Source organism: Methanosarcina baltica (genome assembly GCF_055394095.1).
Window position 1 is genome coordinate 1,916,832 of sequence record NZ_AP042463.1, and the last position, 17,236, is coordinate 1,934,067.

Annotated in this window: 14 protein-coding genes; 5 read left to right on the forward strand and 9 right to left on the reverse strand. The window is 45.4% G+C overall.

Annotated features, from left to right (window positions below; genetic code table 11):
- Positions 1-359 precede the first annotated feature (359 nt).
- Positions 360-1,379 carry a methylcobamide:CoM methyltransferase MtaA gene (mtaA, locus tag ACZ5QV_RS08305; protein ID WP_464599381.1) on the reverse strand — a complete coding sequence of 340 codons (1,020 nt, stop codon included), beginning with the start codon at positions 1,377-1,379 and terminating at the stop codon, positions 360-362.
- 1,558 nt (positions 1,380-2,937) lie between these two features.
- Between mtaA and ACZ5QV_RS08310 the strand changes: the two genes are divergently transcribed.
- Positions 2,938-3,303: a response regulator gene (locus ACZ5QV_RS08310; protein WP_464602069.1), complete on the forward strand. Its 366-nt coding sequence runs from the start codon at positions 2,938-2,940 to the stop codon at positions 3,301-3,303.
- Between the two features lie 219 nt (positions 3,304-3,522).
- Here the strand turns inward: ACZ5QV_RS08310 and ACZ5QV_RS08315 are convergent, their stop codons facing one another.
- Positions 3,523-4,305 (reverse strand): helix-turn-helix transcriptional regulator, encoded by a 783-nt coding sequence (locus ACZ5QV_RS08315; RefSeq protein ID WP_464599382.1) that lies wholly within the window; start codon positions 4,303-4,305, stop codon positions 3,523-3,525.
- Positions 4,306-4,668: 363 nt separating this feature from the next.
- Here ACZ5QV_RS08315 and ACZ5QV_RS08320 point away from each other — a divergent pair, with 363 nt between their 5' ends.
- Complete coding sequence (locus ACZ5QV_RS08320) at positions 4,669-6,600, forward strand: formylglycine-generating enzyme family protein (RefSeq protein ID WP_464599383.1); 1,932 nt, start codon at positions 4,669-4,671, stop codon at positions 6,598-6,600.
- Between the two features lie 127 nt (positions 6,601-6,727).
- Here ACZ5QV_RS08320 and ACZ5QV_RS08325 read toward each other — a convergent pair whose 3' ends face one another.
- The 3 genes from ACZ5QV_RS08325 to ACZ5QV_RS08335 all read right to left on the reverse strand — a co-directional run bounded on the left by ACZ5QV_RS08325 (position 6,728) and on the right by ACZ5QV_RS08335 (position 8,645).
- Complete coding sequence (locus tag ACZ5QV_RS08325; RefSeq protein WP_464599384.1) at positions 6,728-7,333, reverse strand: hypothetical protein; 606 nt, start codon at positions 7,331-7,333, stop codon at positions 6,728-6,730.
- A 139-nt stretch (positions 7,334-7,472) separates the two neighbouring features.
- A complete protein-coding gene (locus tag ACZ5QV_RS08330) occupies positions 7,473-7,673 on the reverse strand; it encodes a hypothetical protein (protein WP_464599385.1) in 201 nt (66 codons plus the stop codon).
- Between the two features lie 420 nt (positions 7,674-8,093).
- Positions 8,094-8,645, reverse strand: coding sequence for a pyruvoyl-dependent arginine decarboxylase (locus ACZ5QV_RS08335; RefSeq protein ID WP_464599386.1), 552 nt, complete (start codon positions 8,643-8,645; stop codon positions 8,094-8,096).
- A 77-nt stretch (positions 8,646-8,722) separates the two neighbouring features.
- Here ACZ5QV_RS08335 and ACZ5QV_RS08340 point away from each other — a divergent pair, with 77 nt between their 5' ends.
- Both ACZ5QV_RS08340 and ACZ5QV_RS08345 read left to right on the forward strand, forming a co-directional pair.
- The gene (locus tag ACZ5QV_RS08340; protein ID WP_464599387.1) at positions 8,723-9,295 is read left to right on the forward strand and encodes a hypothetical protein; all 573 of its coding nucleotides are present in this window, start codon (positions 8,723-8,725) and stop codon (positions 9,293-9,295) included.
- A 36-nt stretch (positions 9,296-9,331) separates the two neighbouring features.
- Positions 9,332-11,779, forward strand: a complete 2,448-nt coding sequence (locus ACZ5QV_RS08345; protein WP_464599388.1) for a plasma-membrane proton-efflux P-type ATPase — start codon at positions 9,332-9,334, stop codon at positions 11,777-11,779.
- Between the two features lie 276 nt (positions 11,780-12,055).
- On the opposite strand, the gene ACZ5QV_RS08350 is transcribed toward ACZ5QV_RS08345, so the two are convergent.
- Both ACZ5QV_RS08350 and ACZ5QV_RS08355 read right to left on the reverse strand, forming a co-directional pair.
- On the reverse strand, positions 12,056-12,868 hold the full coding sequence (locus ACZ5QV_RS08350) for an SAM hydrolase/SAM-dependent halogenase family protein (protein WP_464599389.1): 813 nt from the start codon (positions 12,866-12,868) through the stop codon (positions 12,056-12,058).
- A 2-nt stretch (positions 12,869-12,870) separates the two neighbouring features.
- Complete coding sequence (locus ACZ5QV_RS08355; protein WP_464602070.1) at positions 12,871-13,338, reverse strand: methylated-DNA--[protein]-cysteine S-methyltransferase; 468 nt, start codon at positions 13,336-13,338, stop codon at positions 12,871-12,873.
- A gap of 174 nt (positions 13,339-13,512) precedes the next feature.
- Between ACZ5QV_RS08355 and ACZ5QV_RS08360 the strand changes: the two genes are divergently transcribed.
- Entirely contained in the window at positions 13,513-14,292 is a 780-nt protein-coding gene (locus tag ACZ5QV_RS08360) for a LolA family protein (RefSeq protein WP_464599390.1), read from the forward strand.
- Positions 14,293-14,490: 198 nt separating this feature from the next.
- Here the strand turns inward: ACZ5QV_RS08360 and thiC are convergent, their stop codons facing one another.
- Both thiC and aglJ read right to left on the reverse strand, forming a co-directional pair.
- Positions 14,491-15,777 (reverse strand): phosphomethylpyrimidine synthase ThiC, encoded by a 1,287-nt coding sequence (thiC, locus tag ACZ5QV_RS08365; RefSeq protein WP_464599391.1) that lies wholly within the window; start codon positions 15,775-15,777, stop codon positions 14,491-14,493.
- 435 nt (positions 15,778-16,212) lie between these two features.
- Positions 16,213-17,127: an S-layer glycoprotein N-glycosyltransferase AglJ gene (gene aglJ, locus ACZ5QV_RS08370; RefSeq protein WP_464599392.1), complete on the reverse strand. Its 915-nt coding sequence runs from the start codon at positions 17,125-17,127 to the stop codon at positions 16,213-16,215.
- Between the last annotated feature and the right edge of the window lie 109 nt (positions 17,128-17,236).

The window sequence follows — 17,236 nt, forward strand, 5'->3', positions numbered from 1 at the left end:
TTAACCTCCTTTAGAAACAGCCAGTGAAATATTTTCTTCTATGAGTCCTTATTTTTTTTAAATTAATTTTAAATTTATTTTGAATATAATGAGTCTTGGCGCAGGTAAGCAGCCACACATAATTTGAAGTTATTAATTATTGGTCGATTTGAACTTATTAATTATTGGTCCGGGTAATCAGTCTCATATAACTGGCCTTATATGAGTTCTGCCTGATCGTTCAAATTCAAAGAGGGTTCCCTACCCGAAAAGAAATACAAAATATAAATGGCAAAAAAGCCGGGGCAGAGATCTTGTAGGTCTGTAGGGCCTGCCCCGTTTTGCCTTAAAAAAAATAAAAAAATGTTTTTGTTGCCTTTTCAGGCGTAGTATTCGTTTCTTGCTTCGACCATTGCCTTGATGTTCTCGAGGGGGGTCATGGGAGCAATTCCACAGCCTGGAGCAAGCACGTCAATGCCTGCTTCAAGGGCTACCTTTGACTCTGCCTTGATCTTGTCAACAGGGCCGGGGAGGAGGGTGAAAGGACTGGAAACGTTTCCGACGAGCCTTGCTCTGTCTCCGAGGACTTCCTTTGCTGCTTTTACGTTGCCGATTTTCTCTTCAACGCTGAGTCCTTCGAAACCGCAGTTGGCCATGTAGTCCAGGATCAAGTTAACGTTTCCACAAATATGGAGGACAGTTATGGAGTCCACATTTTCAGAGAACTTCTGAAGCCTTGGCTGGAGGAACTCCTTGAAGCAGTTCGGGCTCATGAGGTCAGGGGAGGCCACGGGGTCGGCAATGGAAATGACATCTGCGCCTGCTTTGACCATTGCGTTTGCGTAAACGATTGTAGCTTCGGTTGCGAAGTCCAGGATCTGCTCGAACATATCAGGTTTCTTGATGGACCACTTCATGAAGGACTTCACACTGCAAAGATCGGAGGCGAGGGTGACCGGGCCTTCCATTCCGCCGATGATGGGTACGTCCGGGCCGACCTTTTCCCTTATGATTTTGATTGCTTCGAGTACCACAGGAATCCTGCCGGTTTCAATAAGAGCTTCGGGCATTGCGATACCGTCCAGGCTCTTTGGGTAGGGATGCTCGGTGACGGAAGGCTGTCTGTTCTTAGTTCCCATGTTGATTTCACAGTTCATGGCTTCTGCAAGCACTGTCAGACAATAAGGGACCCTGACAGCTTCAAGCCCGCTGAGCTCGTGGTTTGCAATTGCAAGCTTTGCCATAAGTTCGGCGTCGGAGTGAGACTCGGGCCAGGCCGCATCCACTACATCCATGAGTTCCACAATTCCTGTCTGGGTAACGGAGCAAACAGGGACTTTGTCAACAGCTTCGCCTTTAAGTGCGGCTAAGAGCCTCGTTTTCATAGTAAAATCGCTCATAATTGGTCTTCCTTTTTAGTAATAAATTTTGAATAATTTGATTTTGCAATCCCGGGTTTTGCTGTAAAATGTTTCAAGGCAGGAAGCCAAAACATTTCTAAAATCGTAGGATTTTAAATCAGGAATGGGGGTGCTTCATATTCCCCGTTTCAGGGGGCTTTTCAAAGCTGGGATATGTCGCTATGATAGCGTTTTTCAGGTGCAGCACCCTCATTGTTATAGGTGTAACCTTTGTTAATAAGATATAAAACCTAATTGACAGAAATTTTTTTTTGCTCTGTATTAGATAAATTGTATCAAAATTTTTGAAGCAAAAACCGGCTTTTTGGGGCTGCTTCAAGTACTTCAAAATTCTATTTTTCTCCCGGCACGGGCAGGTTCGATTTCTGATGACACGCGGGCACTTTTTCCAAAAGTAGATAAGTCCTTTTGATTCAATTAATTATCTTTACATATATCATCAGTTAAATATTTATACACCTTTCTTATCTTTGTTTCAACCCCTTTCTTCCAATCCCCGAGTCTAAAACTTGAATCAATGCTTGACCCCGAAGGTTTTGATCTGTTAAAGGCATACGGAGGACAGAAGACCGGGATAAGCTCTTTTCCAAGCTGCCCGATGTTCTCATGATGCCAGATGTGAACTACCTCACGCTAAAGAAGCTGTCTGCCAATTCAATTTCAAGACAAAAACAGGTGACAAAGAAGGAATATAAATCCTTTAAATCGAAAAAGAAGGGACTAGGGGGTTACTGATCGTAATTGTCGGACATCCTGTAAACCTTGGGGCTTTCTGCTGCGTTCCTGTAAGCGGATTTGATGTAAGTTACAGAGACATTTATCTCAGACAGCAGAAGACTCCTTCCTCGATGTTTCTAATTGAAAATTTGACAACAACATCAATAGCAACAAAAATGAATCACTAAATTAATACTGAAAAAGAAATTATAAATATAGGCTAAATCTGGTATATGTCTGGAAGGTAAATTAGAAACTCCTGTTAAACCTATGGTTTAACACGACAGCCGAAGGTTGGCAGGTAGGGGTAGTTCACTATCTATACTCACACAGGTTTGGTTTTCAGAATTATGTTGGGGTGTTGTCTTGCATTTTGATACAAAAATTCCGAATTGTGTTTTTGTTGGTGGAAGTGTCTTGTGTGTACATTCAAACCACGGAACACACGGAACACACGGAAAAAGAATCCCGGAAGACACAAATTAAGGTTGTTCTGGCGTTTTTTAGTCTGCTTGAGCTCGCAAAGCGAGCGAAACGGACCTCGTGCTCCCGAAGCGAAACTCGGGTGCCGAAGCGAAACTCGGGTGCCGAAGCGAAACTCGGGTATTTAAAGTCCTGGCATACTCATCGGCCATCAGGCCGGTTTCCGTGTATTCCATGTGTTCCGTGGTTGAAAGTCCTATTGATAGTGATTCTTGACAAAAAACTTCAAAATTCCGAATTTTAAAACTGAATGAGTATATAATGAAGAAGGGGACTTTCGGGAGAACCGAACTCATTAACAGGATCAAAAAATTTTCACTAATAAGAGGTCATAATGATGAAAGATATTCTAATAGTCGAAGACAATCCCATGAACATGGAACTTATTCTGGATCTGCTGGAATTTTACGGGCACAACGTAACCGGAGCAGAAGATGGGATACAGGCTCTTGAACGCCTTGAGGATAAGATATTCGACCTCATTCTTCTGGACATGCAGCTCCCTAAAATGGATGGACTTGTGGTGCTTGAAAGGATTAAAGCCAATCCGGTTACCGCAGACATCCCGGTGATTGCGGTCACGGCTCATGCAATGAAGGGAAGCGAAGAACATTTCATAGAAAAAGGATGCGTGGATTATATCTCAAAGCCTATCGATATCCACAGGTTCCGAAGCCTTATTGAAAAGTATCTGGGGGCCTGAGGCATCATATTCGGGAGATTTAAGTGATCGGGGTCAATCACCTTTTCCCAAAGCCTTCTCTCGAAGGCTCAGGTTTTTGAGGCGGGGGGCGTGGTCCCTTCCCTGCTGAGATGAATCTCGTGGATTCGGAGTGTAGTGTCCGGGAAAATATTCTGGTAAATATTCTGTAAAAAATCCCGACACTAATTCTGGAGCGTTTCTAAAAGTTCTTCCACCAGTTTAGCTTTTCTTCAATGACCTGGCTGTATTTTTGTAGTGTGTGAAGAGGTCTTCACACCATTTTAAAGCACTTTCGTCGAAACTCATAAGGTGCTGGTGGTCGAATTTTCCTTTTTTATCGAAGAGGACGAGAGAACAGAAGCGGTCAGTTACGACGTTTGTAAGGGTTATGTTTTCATCTGAAACGTAAACCTGCACGTTCTTTGCTTCAAGGAGTTCTTCCAGCTGCTCGCTGAAATCTTCCTCTATCCTTTTAAAAACCGGCTCTGTCAGGATAATCTCTATTTCGGCTTCTTTTCTGGCAATTTCGGTGTAGAGGGAGAAATAAAGGGGGTGGAAATATGAGAAAAATGTCATTATCCGGCCTGATTGCAGCAGGTTTTCCTTGAAGTCTTCCGGGACTTCGAAAAGCCTGTTGAGGTCCGGTTCAAGCAGAAAATAGTTGCCCAGCTCTTCGATTCTGTTAATAAGATCTTCAGGGATGGCATCCAGGTCGTGGCTTATCCAGTAATCGTAGTTTTCTTCAAAGACCCTGATGGTATTGAGCAAAGGTTCCATTTTTTCGACCACGATTTCCCCCATGTCCGTGAGTTTGTAATAATCCCCGTCCTGTATAATTAAGCGGCCTTCCTTGAGTTTTTTAATCTGGGGCATTATAGAGGTCGAGCTAACGTTAAGGGCCGTTTTGATTTCATCGCTGGTCCTGGGCTCTTCCGTCAGGAGGAGGAGAACATTTGTTCTTTTCTCCGAAAGGAATGCCAGATCAATTATTGAGGTTTTCATTTTTACCACTCGTAGAAGGTGTTTTTCTTCTCTAAAGTTCCGACCTGCAGTAATTGGAAGGTGGGGAGAAATGGGTTTTAATTTTCATAGCCTAGATTAATGTTGTGATTCTTGTATTTAAATGAATACCGTTTTTCTTTATACAGTTTTCCTTTAAATTTCGGTTTTGAGGTAAATTGTTAATCAGATCCAGTGGAAAAGTACAGGTTGGCGTTCAATCTATCTGAAAACAGGCATCTTATTTATTGTTTCCAATAATTGTCACCTACTCCCTTATAGTAATCGTCCTCCATACCCCGCCTCCTAATAAAATAAAACAATTTATATAGGTTCAGTGGGTAAAAAAACAGGCGGTGTATAGAAGTGACGGATCTTGAAGTAAAACGTGGTTATGTAGTTCTTCCCGACAACAGGGTGAAGTTCGGGATCCGCGTGATTAACACCGAAGATTTCGCGATTTCTGAAGTTGAAGTTATCCTTGATTACAGTCGTTCTCTTTTTGAACTCGAAGGAAACATGGTGGAGGCCCTCGATACAATTCCCCCATCTATCCCTCGAACCGCGGTATTTTTACTAAAACCTCTCGGCTGTGTCCACAAAGAAGAAATCGGAGCAACCGTCCGCTACAGGGACCATAAATGGGAAAAGCATACCCTTGATGTGCGTTCCAAAGAAGTCCACTGCGTCTGTCCTTTCCTGAAAGAAAAGTCGATTACCAGGTTCGATTTCCTGAAATTCTCAGATGAGGGTTATTCCGCCGAACAGGGCGTTAATTTTGAAAACATTTCTCTTGAAAAACTTATTGAATTCCTTTCCCATACCTGTAAAAACAGGCTGTACAAAGTTGACGAATTTTCAATCGAAAACGGAAAAGTCCTTTACCTTGCAGGTGATTCCCTCGGAGAAAAAGCATACTACCTGCTCACGGTCGTTGTCATAGAGCGAGAGGAAACAGTTCAGGTCCTCCTCCACGCAAGCTCGGACAAGGCCTTCGGACTCCAGGGCTTTTTAAACGAGATCCTCGAAAATCTCCGTCACCTCGTGCAAAGTGTCAGGGCCGCAAGGGAAATAGGCTACATCAAAAACGAGCAGGTCATCAATATCATAGATTCAGTAGTGCAGCATACGAATTTTACAGGGGGAACTGATTCCCCGTCGGTTAATATTCAGGATAGTGTTGTGCAGCGAACTAATTTTGTTTCTCCTGAAGGGCAAAACAGGGAAAAAGCCAGTGAAGAAGATCTCCGCAAACAACAGGAAGATGAACGTCTGAGGAAGGATGCGGAAGAAAACCTGCGGAAACAGCAAGAAAAAGAGGAACGCCTGAAAAAGGAAAAGGAAGAGCAGGAAAAGAAAGAGCAGGAAAAGAAAGAGCAGGAAAAGAAAGAGCAGGAAAAGAAAGAGCAGGAAAAGAAAGAGCAGGAAAAAGCCATAAAAGAAAAAGCACCCGAGACCCTTAAAATCCCTTCGGCTGACCAAACATTCCCAAATCCACTAAAAGAGAAAGGTGCTTCGCCAAGGAAAATGATATTGATTTTTGGGTCAATTATCTGTCTTCTGGCATTTATTGGATGGGCAATGACAGATGAACTTCCTGAAACTTATACAAACTCCATAGGCATTAAATTTGTCCTTATTCCCGAAGGTGAGTTTATGATGGGCTCCCCGGAAGATGAAGAAGGTCACTGGACGGATGAAGGCCCGGTTCATAAAGTAACGATTAAAGAGCCTTTTTATCTCGGAAAATACGAGGTTACTCAGGAACAGTGGCGTGAAGTGATGGGAAACAACCCCTCATATTACAAAGGTGATAATCTCCCTGTGGAACAGGTTTCCTGGAACGATGCCCAAAAATTTATAAAAAAGCTCAACGAGATGGAAGGAAGCGATAAGTATCGTTTGCCCTCGGAAGCTGAGTGGGAATATGCAGATCGGGCCGGGACAGGTACAAGCTACTTCTTTGGGGAAAATTCCTCGGAACTGGAGGAATATGCCTGGTACGGGGAAGGCTGGGATTCAGGCAGTACGCATCCGGTGGGTCTGAAGAAGCCCAATTCCTGGGGCCTTTATGATAATGGAAATGTCTGGGAGTGGACGCAGGACGAGTATCATGAAAGTTACGAGTTTGCTCCTTCGGATGGAAGGGTCTGGGAAAATGCTAACGCTTCTTTGCGGGTCTTCCGGGGCGGTAGCTGGTTCAGTCAGTCTCGTGACTGCCGTTCGGCGGCTCGTTACAGGCTCGGCCCCGACGTTTATTCCCTCGACCTGGGTTTCCGCCTGCTGAGGAACCCGTAACAACTTCCTATTTTATCACTTTAAAATTGAGGTTGTGGGGCAATGTGTAATTGAATCGAGCCATCGCACCTTCCGTGTTTTCCAACTTTTCTTTCCAATTTTTTTCAACCACCTAAATAATTCTCGTTCAGATTATGAAAACAGCGGCGTCGTAGTCTTCCAGGCTCAGAGATCTATCGTCTTGGGGTTCTACATAGCGAATTCCTTTATCGCTCCGGTAGATTCCCCAGGCATGGCATTGACCGGAGAGAGTGATGCCGACGCACATCCCGAAGGCGGATTGGGGGTTTATGAGTTTCTCGGAGGCGACCAGATAGAGGCTGATGTTGTCGCAGTCCTGTTCCTCTGACCAGGGGATGGTGTCCACTGTGTTAACTTTGAGGAAGCGGTCAATGTAGGCCTGGGAGGGGACCGTGTACATTGTGTCCAGCAGACAGATGTAGGCTCTGGGGGAAAGCATCCGGAGTTCGCTTTCAAGCTGAGCTTTTGTGAGGGTTTCCACGGGAGTAAACGGTTCTATATCGGTGACCATTTCGTTGGTCTCATAGAGGTTTTTCTTGCTCATGTACCTGCTCAGGATAGCCATGAAGTTACTGAATGTGGGCTCGTTTCCTTTCAATTGACCACCTTTTTGTGTCACTGATTGTTTTTTTACATATTGTGTCCTGAAATTAATCTGAGCTGATACTTTATCAACTTTTTCATTCACTTTTTCATCCACTTTTCCCGTCATCCCGTAAACCGGATTCGAATGTTTTTTCCGGATGCAGCCGGTTTTTTCGCCCCTACGGTCCTGTTCCGGGAAGGGTCCAGGCCCGGCCCCCTTTCTTTTTCCCCAATGCTAAGGAATGGTAAAAATATAACTTCAGATTTTATTTTGGGAATTGCTTCATACTCATACATGTTGTGTTTTTGTGTGAGGAGGTGTTTGGTGTGTGCAGGCCTGGCCCCCTTTCTTTTTCCCCAATGCTAAGGAATGGTAAAAATATAACTTCAGATTTTATTTTGGGAATTGCTTCATACTCATACATGTTGTGTTTTTGTGTGAGGAGGTGTTTGGTGTGTGCATTCAAACCACGGAACACACGGAACACACGGAAAAAAGAATGCAGGAAGACGACAATTACGGTTTTTCTGGCATTTTTTAGTCATCTTTCAAGAATCCAATTATATAAAGATCCAGGTTACTCACCGGCCGCAGGCCGGGCTTTTCGTGACTGAAATGGAAAAAAATGATCTCAAACGCACAGACAAAATTTTTAATGAATGTCTCTTTGGGTCCGGCAAAAGGGAATGTGGTTAAGTGATGTGTTTTCTTTCGTTCGGACCTCTGCGATTTTTAGCGTGTACTCCATCTTCATTTTCATCTTGAAAAGCCCGGCCTCCTTTGTCGGCCGTTGAGAGCGCCGGGACTTAAAATCGATTCGGCAAAAACGCCCTGGTTCTCTAAAAACCTGATTTTCCTTCCCCGGTTCCACAAAAAAGAATTCCATTCACTCTACAAAAACGACCGCTGCAACCACTGTGGTCCATTTCCCATCTTCGGCCCCGTATGCTGTCTGGCAGGCATAGCCCGCTTCTATGAGCTGCTCGCCTGCCCTGTACACTTTTCCATTTTCTGTTTTTTTCTCATCCCGAGCCTCAACCTCAAACTCCTTGTCGTGGGCCGTTGCGAGCATGGTGCCCGCAAGGCAGGCCGCACATTCCCCTGCTACTTCCTCTTCTTCTCCGAAAGAATGGTGCTCCGAGACGTAGCCGTAGTTATTTTCCCCTGCAAGGACAGCCGTCCCGACAGCCGCGCAGAGCAGCTCACCGGGTTTTTTAGTCTGGTTCCTGGCCAGGATGCAGTGGACGATTTGTCCGGGTTTCAAAAGTTTCAGGCCTTCTTCTCTGGAAACGATTTTGCAACCGGGAGGCAGGATGCTGGTGACCGGGCTCAGGTTGAACTTTTCAATTCCCGCATTTCTCAGGGCCAGCTCAAAGGATACCAGCTTTTTTTCGTGTACACCCTTTCCATTTATCAGAAAGGCTTTTCTGGGTATCATTAATGATTTATATTCCGTCAATAGAATTAAATCAAATCGTTTGAATTATTTAATGGGTAAGGCAGCGCTTCAGGGAAATGGTTTCAGTGGTAAAGGTCGAGTCGTTCTACAGTAAAGCCGGGGACCGGATAATAATCGAAATAGAGGTCCGGAATATCTGGAAGATCTATAATTCTTTTGACCCATCTCCCTTTCCCGAAAAGGAACTTGACGATTCCGCAGAGCAGTATATTTTTGATGCCGTTGAGGAACTGCCGTTTAAAAAGCCACTTGAGATGATCTTTCACCTCCCTTCCCGCGACTGCCCTCCCGAGGTTGAGTCCTCCCTGGCGGAGGCCGTAAAAAATCACTTCGTATATAAAACGGCCTTCGAAAAAATGGAAATGAAGAGGCTTTTAACGCGTGGAAGGTGGGACCTTTTGATCGGCACCTTTTTCCTGACCTCCTGCATGGTCCTGGTACAACTTCTTTCCTCCTTCGAACAGACCCTTACAATCTCCCTTTTTTCAGAGGGTCTTTTTATTATAGGCTGGGTCGCCATGTGGCAGCCTGTTAACACTTTTCTCTATGAATGGTGGCCCATCCGAAAGCGAAGAAGAATTTATGAAAAGATTGTCAACATGGATATTTTTGTCAGGAAGGTTGATTGAATTCTTATTTTCCTGAATAATTTGGGGGTCATTTTGATGAATCAAAACATAATGAGTACGGATGAGTCAAAGGAAGCATCTGTAGCTGAACTCCTGGAGAAACTCTCTTCGAGTGAAAGAGGGCTTACTGATTCAGAGGCAAAAGAACGGCTTCATTTATATGGGCCTAATGAAATCACGGAAAAGAAAACCATTGCTATTGTCAAGTTTTTAGGCTACTTTTGGGGACCTATTCCCTGGATGATCGAGGTTGCAGCAGTCCTGTCGGCAATCCTGCATCGGTGGGATGACTTCGCCATTATCCTTGCACTGCTGATGTTAAATGTAACGTTGGGCTTCGGGCAGGAACACAAAGCTGATAATGCTATTGAATTATTGAAACAAAAACTGGCCCTGAAAGCAAGGGTACTCCGCGACAACAAATGGCTTGAAGTATCCGCTGGTGAAATAGTTCCCGGAGATGTAATTCGCCTCCTCCTGGGGGATATTTTCCCTGCAGATGTCAAACTCATGAATGGAGATTACCTGCTGATAGACGAATCCGCATTAACCGGAGAATCTCTCCCTGTGGAAAAGCATGTGTCCGATGTTGCATACTCCGGCTCCGTTATCCGGCAGGGGGAAATGGATGCCCTGGTAGTTGCAACCGGTATGAACACCTTCTTTGGCAGGACTGCAAGGCTGGTAGAAGAGGCTAAAACCCAGAGCCATTTCCAGAAGGCTGTCATCAAGATAGGGGATTACCTTATTGTTTTTGCCCTTGCGCTTGTAACCCTTACATTTTTTGTGGTGCTCTTCCGTCATGAAAGTCTGCTTGAATTTTTCCAGTTTGCACTGGTACTGATTGTAGCGGCAATCCCTGCAGCTTTGCCTGCTGTCCTTTCAGTAAACATGGCAGTAGGTGCAATTACTCTGGCCAAAGATGGAGCGATCGTCAGTAAACTTGCCGCTGTTGAGGAACTGGCCGGAATGGATATCCTGTGTTCGGATAAGACCGGGACCATTACCAAAAACGAGCTTGTTCTGACTGAAATAAATCCTTTCAATGATTTTTCCGAAAGCGATGTGCTTCTTTTTGCCAGCCTGGCTTCAAGGGAAGAGGACCGGGACCCGATTGATGATGCAATTTTCGTCAGGACAAAATCCTTACAGGGTTTTACCGGGCTGACCGAAAGGTACAGGGTACTTTCATTCAAGCCGTTTGATCCTATTTCAAAAAGGACAGAAGCCACAATAGAGGACACTGCTGGCAACAGGTTCCTGGTAACAAAGGGGGCACCTCAGGCAATTTCGGCTCTCATGGACAGTAAAGTTATAGCCGGGCCCCAGGTTGATGAATCTATTAATGAGTTTGCTTTCAAAGGATACCGGGCCCTGGGAGTTGGAAAAACCGATGCTCAGGGGAGCTGGTATTTTGCAGGGTTCATTGCCCTCTATGACCCGCCCCGTGAAGATTCCTCAGAAACAATCAGGGCTGCACAGTCGATGGGCGTGAATGTAAAAATGATTACCGGAGATCATATTGCTATTGCAAAGGAGATTTCCAGGCAGGTAAACTTAAAGTCGGATATCTTGCTTGCAACGTCCTTTCTGGATATGCCTGACAGGAAAGCAGAGGATATAGTCGAAAATGCAGATGGTTTTGCCCAGGTTTTCCCGGAGCATAAGTACCATATAGTGGAATTACTGCAGCGCAGGGGTCACATCATAGGCATGACGGGCGACGGAGTCAATGATGCGCCAGCCCTGAAAAAGGCCGATGCGGGTATTGCTGTTGCCGGGGCTACGGATGCAGCCAAATCCGCTGCTGACATCGTGCTGACAAAACCCGGGCTTTCTATCATTATCAATGCGATCAAAGAGAGCCGTAAGATCTTCCAGCGGATGAACAATTATGCCCTGTACCGTATTACTGAGACAATCAGGGTGTTGCTTTTCATAACACTTTCAATCCTGGTATTCAAGTTCTATCCCGTTACTTCCCTGATGATAGTTTTGCTGGCGCTTCTAAATGATGCCCCAATAATGACTATTGCTTATGATAATGTCAAATACTCCGATCTGCCCGAAAAATGGGACATGCGGACTTTGCTGAGTATGGCTACCGTACTTGGAGTTGTTGGAGTCATCAGTTCATTTGGAATCCTTTACATAGGCCTGCATATTTTTCAGCTGGTTCCTGAAGTCCTCCAGTCTTTCATATACCTGAAGCTTTCCGTAGCAGGTCACTTAACAATGTTTGTGGCAAGGACAAAAGGCCACTTCTGGTCTGTAAAACCGGCAAAACCCTTATTCACAGCGATAGTCGTTACACAAATAATTGCCACGCTCATTACCGTGTATGGGTTCTTGCTTCCTGCAATGGGCTGGAAACTTGCATTTTTTATATGGGGATATGCATTGGTTGCCTTTGTTATAACTGATTTTATCAAAGTCCGTGTCTACGGCTTACTGAACCACACAGGAATAAAGTTTCATAGGTAATGTCGGTTGTGATTTCTTCAGAGTTTTCCGGAGACCCTGACTATCTCCCTTTTTTCCGAGGGCCTTTTTATTATAGGCTGGGTCGCCATGTGGCAGCCTGTTAACACCTTTCTCTATGAATGGTGGCCCATCCGAAAGCGAAGAAGAATTTATGAGAAGATTTCCAACATGGATATTTTTGTCAGGAAGGTTTCCTGAAGGGGGAGAGGGCTATCCGGAAAGCGTGGGGAAGTTAACTGATAAAAAGAAAATATCGAATCCATATCCCAAAAAACTTTAGCTCAGACCCTTAATTTCCACCTGAACTCCGTTTTTGAGCCCCAGTTCCAGAGCTGCATCCCCCCGGTTTACCGCAAACTCCAGGAAACCGTGGCTGCCGATCAGGGCGAGTGGCTCTCCCGGCCGGGCCAGGCCGTAGGTCTGCACAAAGGGAAGTAACCGGCCATTGACTTCGAGTTCGGCCCCGAAAGCGCAGAGTTCCAGGACCAGCTCTCCGGGGATGTTCGTAATAACGTTTCCGAAACTGTCAATGAAGAGCACCTCCCCGAAAATAACCTTCCCGTCGATTCCGAAGTTCCCGAAATCAAGGTCCGTGAAATCGGAAATTTTCGGGCCGACTTTCTCAATCGGGAAACCTTTTGAGAGCCGGGCCCCCACAGGTGCGAAGACATCCCGGCCGTGGAAGGTGTTCGAGATGCCGGTCAGCATCAGGGCCCGATTTGTGATTTCATAAACCTCCATTAAGCCGGCCCCAATGCGGCGGGCTGCGGGAATCAGGAGGCCGTTATCGGGGCCGACAAAGAAATGTTCTTTTCCGGAACTTCCTGCTTTTATTGCGAGGGGCCGGCGGGAAGTCCCAACTCCCGGATCAACGACAGCCACATGAACCGTCTGAGGTGGAAAATAGGGGGCCAGGAAGTAGAGGGCAAAGGCCCCTTCCCGGATGCCAGCCCGGGGGACGGAGTGGGTAATATCAACAATTCGGGCTTCCGGGTTCAGGCCGAAGATTACGGCTTTCATAGCAGCGGGGTAGAGGGGTGGGTCCCCAAAATCAGTTGTAAGGGTTATGACAGGCATGATGCTCTGCATCTTTAATTAGCCTCAAGCTTTAATAAGAATTCTTTTACATCCAGGCCCGCAGCATAACCGGTAAGTTTCCCGTCGGCCCCGATTACCCTGTGGCAGGGAACAATTATTGCAATCGGGTTCCTGGAATTCGCAAGCCCGACGGCCCGAGAAGCTTTCGGATTTCCTATGCTTTTTGCAATCTGCCCGTATGTCCGGGTTTCTCCGCAGGGAATTTTACTCAGGGCAACCCAGACGCTTTTCTGAAATTCGCTGCCTTCGGGGGCCATTTTGACATCGAAGGCTTTGAGTTTCCCTGCAAAATAGGCTTCGAGCTGGCCTGAAATATCCTTGAAAAAATTCCTGTTTTCTTCCCAGGCCTCCTGGACCCTGAGAGGTTTTTTGCCTTTCTGGATATTGAGGAATTTTAAGCCGCTTTCATCACCTGCCAGGAGTAGGGGGCCAAGCGGGGATTCTATAATGTGGTAATACATGGGCATTTTCCTTCTGTTTGATATGAACCTGTTTTTTATAACGTTTTTCCTGCTTCTCATATATATCTGAGAATCTTCCGAACAGTTTGAAGGTCTGGACAGAAGAATCATATATAAAAAAATATATATGTTTGACAGATGCATAAAAAATGGGAAAAATTGGAGGAAAGAGATATGACAAACAAAAAAGTTCTGGCTGTCTTGGCCCTTTTATTTCTGGCCCTTTTTGCCTCAGGCTCAGGCTGCACTGAAAAAACCCCCAGCGTAGAGGAGATAAAAGAAGAGATCCGGCAAAAAGAGACCAATATTGAAGATTATTCTTTTACTATACGTCTTGATTTAAATATAGACGGCGAGACCCTGGAACAGGAATTTGACATAATGAGCAAGGAAGATATGTACCGGATCGTTACAAAAAAACCGGGAGAAGACGCTGAAAAGGTGGAGGTTTCGGACGGGGAATACATGTGGACCTACTATCCCTGGGCAAACACCGCCACCAAGATGAAACTTCCCGAAAAGGTCGAGACTGAAGAAAATGGGTCGGAAGAAAATCTGGACGGCGGATTAATTGAAGGGATCTTAAACAGCGGAAACGTGAGCGTGCTTGGAACTGAGGAAATCAGGGGAAGAACCGCATACCTGCTGGAGATTAGGCCGGAAGAAGAAAGGGATGAAGAGGAAAAAACCGAACCGGAATTTACGAAAATATGGATAGATAAAGAAACGGGCATCCTCCTCGGGTATGAGTACTATACTGAAGACATGAAAGGGAAAATGGAATGCCTCAACCTGAAAGTCAACACGGGCATTTCTGATTCCGAATTTGGACTTGAAGTCCCGGAAGGGACGGAAGTAAAAACCAGGGAATTCGGAAAGGATTATCCCCCTGAAAACCTAACTCCTCCTGGCGGGGAAAAAGCTGTTGCTACCGCTTTCATCTTCGGTTTTTGAAAGCCAAACTGATGAAGGTTGCGGAGTACATACAGGAAAAAGTTTAAAAAATGTACAAAAAATACAATTATAATAAGATGAACAGAAGTAGAAACAAACGTTAAGAACTAAAAAAAGTGAGAAACGAAAAAATTAACGAGAAAAAAAAGAAAAGTAAAGAAGTAAAGCCCTAAGGCCTTACTTATCCTTTCAACTTACTTATTTTGCAAGATTGTAGTTCTGGTTGACGATCTTCAGAGCACAGTAGTTACCGCACATGGTACATGCGTCGGTGTCTTCGGGTGACCTTTCGTTCCTGATTGCTCTTGCGTGTTCGGGGTCGAGGGCGAGAGAGTACATCTTTTCCCAGTCGAGTTCCCTTCTGGCACGGCCCATTGCAAGGTCCCATTCTTTTGCTCTTTCTGGGTACTTGACCATGTCTCCGATGTGAGCTGCGATCTTGGAGGTCTTTACTCCGGTGACGACATCTTCGAGGTTAGGGAGAGCAAGGTGTTCTGCGGGGGTCACGTAGCAGAGGAAGTCACAGCCCTTTGAGGCAGCAAGAGATGCACCGATTGCGGTTACAATGTGATCGTATCCTGGGGCGATGTCGGTTGCGAGAGGTCCGAGCATGTAGAAGGGCATGTGGCCACTCATTTCCTTCATGACCTTGACGTTGGTCTCGATCTGGTCAAGAGGGATGTGACCTGGGCCTTCAATAATGACCTGAAGACCTGCATCATGGCCTCTCTGGCCGAGTTCGGTGTTGATAATCAGTTCCTGAATCTGGGCCCTGTCGGTTGCGTCGTGGACTGCTCCTGCACGCATTCCGTTTCCGGTGGAGAGGACGACTTCGTGTTCCTTGAGGATCTCAACAAGGTAGTCGAAGTTTTCATAAAGGGGGTTTTCCTTTTCGTTGTGGAGCATCCAGGCACTCATGAAGGCACCGCCACGGGAGCAGAGACCGCCGTATCTGCCGTGGGCTTTGAGCCTGTCGAGGGTGATGTTATTAACCCCGGTGTGGATTGCCATGAAGTTGGTTCCGAGCTTTGCCTGTTCCTCAGTGGCCTTAAAGAGGTCATCTTCGGTCATGTGCACGATGGAACCGTGTTTTCTTGCGGCTTCAATGAAACCCTGATAAAGAGGCACTGAACCCACAGAAAGGGAAACGCTGTCGATGACCTGTTTCCTGATGCCGAGGAAGTCTCCGCCGGTCCCGAGCTCCATGAGGGTGTCTGCTCCGGCCTGTTCGGCTGCGATTGCTTTCTTAACTTCCATTGCCGGGTCCATGATGTCAGAGGATACTCCGATAGAGGCATTTACCTTTGTCAGGAGCCCTTCACCGATACCACAAAGCTTGACGTCTCTGTAAGGAGAGGTGGGGATTACAATTCTTCCGGCTGCGATTCCGCGGCGGATGAATTCAGGGTCAAGTCCTTCGGCCTTGGCGACGATCTTCATTTCTTCAGTGATTGTACCGTTTTTGGCATCTTCTACAATTGTCATCTTTATAACCTCAATAAATGATTATTCGTAAGGGGTAAAATCGTATGAATCCTAAAGGCACATAATTATATATAACATTTTTTAAAAAATTAAATTTAACCCAGATCAAGTAAACTTGACTTCGATACATACAATTATCGATAATATAAAGCTTCCTGAGAAAATAATTTTTTTATACAAATTAAAAAAGGAATAAAACGAGGGAAGAGGGAAGAAGGTAATACCAATAAAGGAAAAAATGGAGGGGAAAATCAAAAAAAGTGAAAGGAAAAGACCTCATCAGGAAAAAAAGCCAGAAAAAAGGTAATAATAGCAGAAATACTAATTATCCGTCTCTTAAAATAAATATGGTGTGATAAAAAGCAGGATTAAAAAAGGGGGGAAAGCCGGGAAAGCCAGGAAAAAAAAAGAAATAAAAAGAAAGCAAACATGTTTTTATTTGTTTTTGGACTGGGCCTGAATCAAGCGGATTGTTTGCTTGTGCAGAGACACTATAAGGTCACTGAGCATCCCAAAAATAAACATCTGGAGCCCAAAGATAAGCAGGAGGGCCGTAAGGACGGTCATTGGGACCCTGGTAATTCCCAGGAACCATTGCCACACCACAAAAGCCCCGCTTATGATGCCTGCCAGGATAAAGAAAGAGCCTATGATCCCGAAATAAAATATGGGATTGTGCATCTTCGCAAGCCTGTAGATCGTGATTCCTATCCTGAACCCGTCTTTTAAGGGATTCAGTTTTGTAATCCCTTTTTCACTTCTGGGCAGGTAACTTATTGGAAATTCAAGTACCCTCTGGTTTTTGAGAACACATTCCACCGAAATTTCGGTTTCGATTTCAAACCCTGTTTTATTAAGTTCCAGTTCCTGAATACTTTCCCTGGTAAACGCCCGGTACCCGGAAAGTATGTCCTTCTGCTGCACCCCATATGCGAGGTCAAAAAGTTTGTTTATCAGGTGATTGCCCAGGAGGTTGAGTTTCGTAAACGCCCCTTTTTCAAAACGGACAAGCCTGTTTCCCACCACATGATCAGCTTTGCCTTCAAGTACGGGGGCAAGCAGGGTATGAGCATCCCTGGCAAGTTCTGTACCGTCTCCATCGACCAGCACGATATACGGGCTTTCGAGCAGTTCAAAGACCTGAATCAGGGCCTGGCCCTTTCCTTTCCCACTTTGCAGGACGACGCGCGCCCCTTCGGCTTCCGCAATTTCCCGGGTCTTATCCGTGCTGTGCCCATCGATTACCAGGATATTGGAAAAGCCTTCAGCCTTGAAATCTTTAATGACCAGACCGATGGTGGCCCCTTCGTTCAGAGTGGGGATCAAAATACAAACATCTGAATTATTCAAGCTACACACATACCTGTTTTCTGGACCTATTAATCTAAATATTAAAAAAATCCGTTTTAGGATTTTTTTTAGGATATTATTACTGGCCGCCAGACCGGCTGGTCTTCAA

Coding starts and splice junctions, on each gene's coding strand:
- ACZ5QV_RS08345 (WP_464599388.1), top strand. CDS start 9,332: ATGAATCAAAACATAATGAGTACGGATGAGTCAAAGGAAGCATCTGTA.
- ACZ5QV_RS08350 (WP_464599389.1), bottom strand. CDS start 12,868: ATGCAGAGCATCATGCCTGTCATAACCCTTACAACTGATTTTGGGGAC.
- ACZ5QV_RS08315 (WP_464599382.1), bottom strand. CDS start 4,305: ATGAAAACCTCAATAATTGATCTGGCATTCCTTTCGGAGAAAAGAACA.
- thiC (WP_464599391.1), bottom strand. CDS start 15,777: ATGACAATTGTAGAAGATGCCAAAAACGGTACAATCACTGAAGAAATG.
- ACZ5QV_RS08335 (WP_464599386.1), bottom strand. CDS start 8,645: ATGATACCCAGAAAAGCCTTTCTGATAAATGGAAAGGGTGTACACGAA.
- ACZ5QV_RS08355 (WP_464602070.1), bottom strand. CDS start 13,338: ATGTATTACCACATTATAGAATCCCCGCTTGGCCCCCTACTCCTGGCA.
- mtaA (WP_464599381.1), bottom strand. CDS start 1,379: ATGAGCGATTTTACTATGAAAACGAGGCTCTTAGCCGCACTTAAAGGC.
- ACZ5QV_RS08310 (WP_464602069.1), top strand. CDS start 2,938: ATGAAAGATATTCTAATAGTCGAAGACAATCCCATGAACATGGAACTT.
- ACZ5QV_RS08325 (WP_464599384.1), bottom strand. CDS start 7,333: ATGACGGGAAAAGTGGATGAAAAAGTGAATGAAAAAGTTGATAAAGTA.
- ACZ5QV_RS08340 (WP_464599387.1), top strand. CDS start 8,723: ATGGTTTCAGTGGTAAAGGTCGAGTCGTTCTACAGTAAAGCCGGGGAC.
- ACZ5QV_RS08360 (WP_464599390.1), top strand. CDS start 13,513: ATGACAAACAAAAAAGTTCTGGCTGTCTTGGCCCTTTTATTTCTGGCC.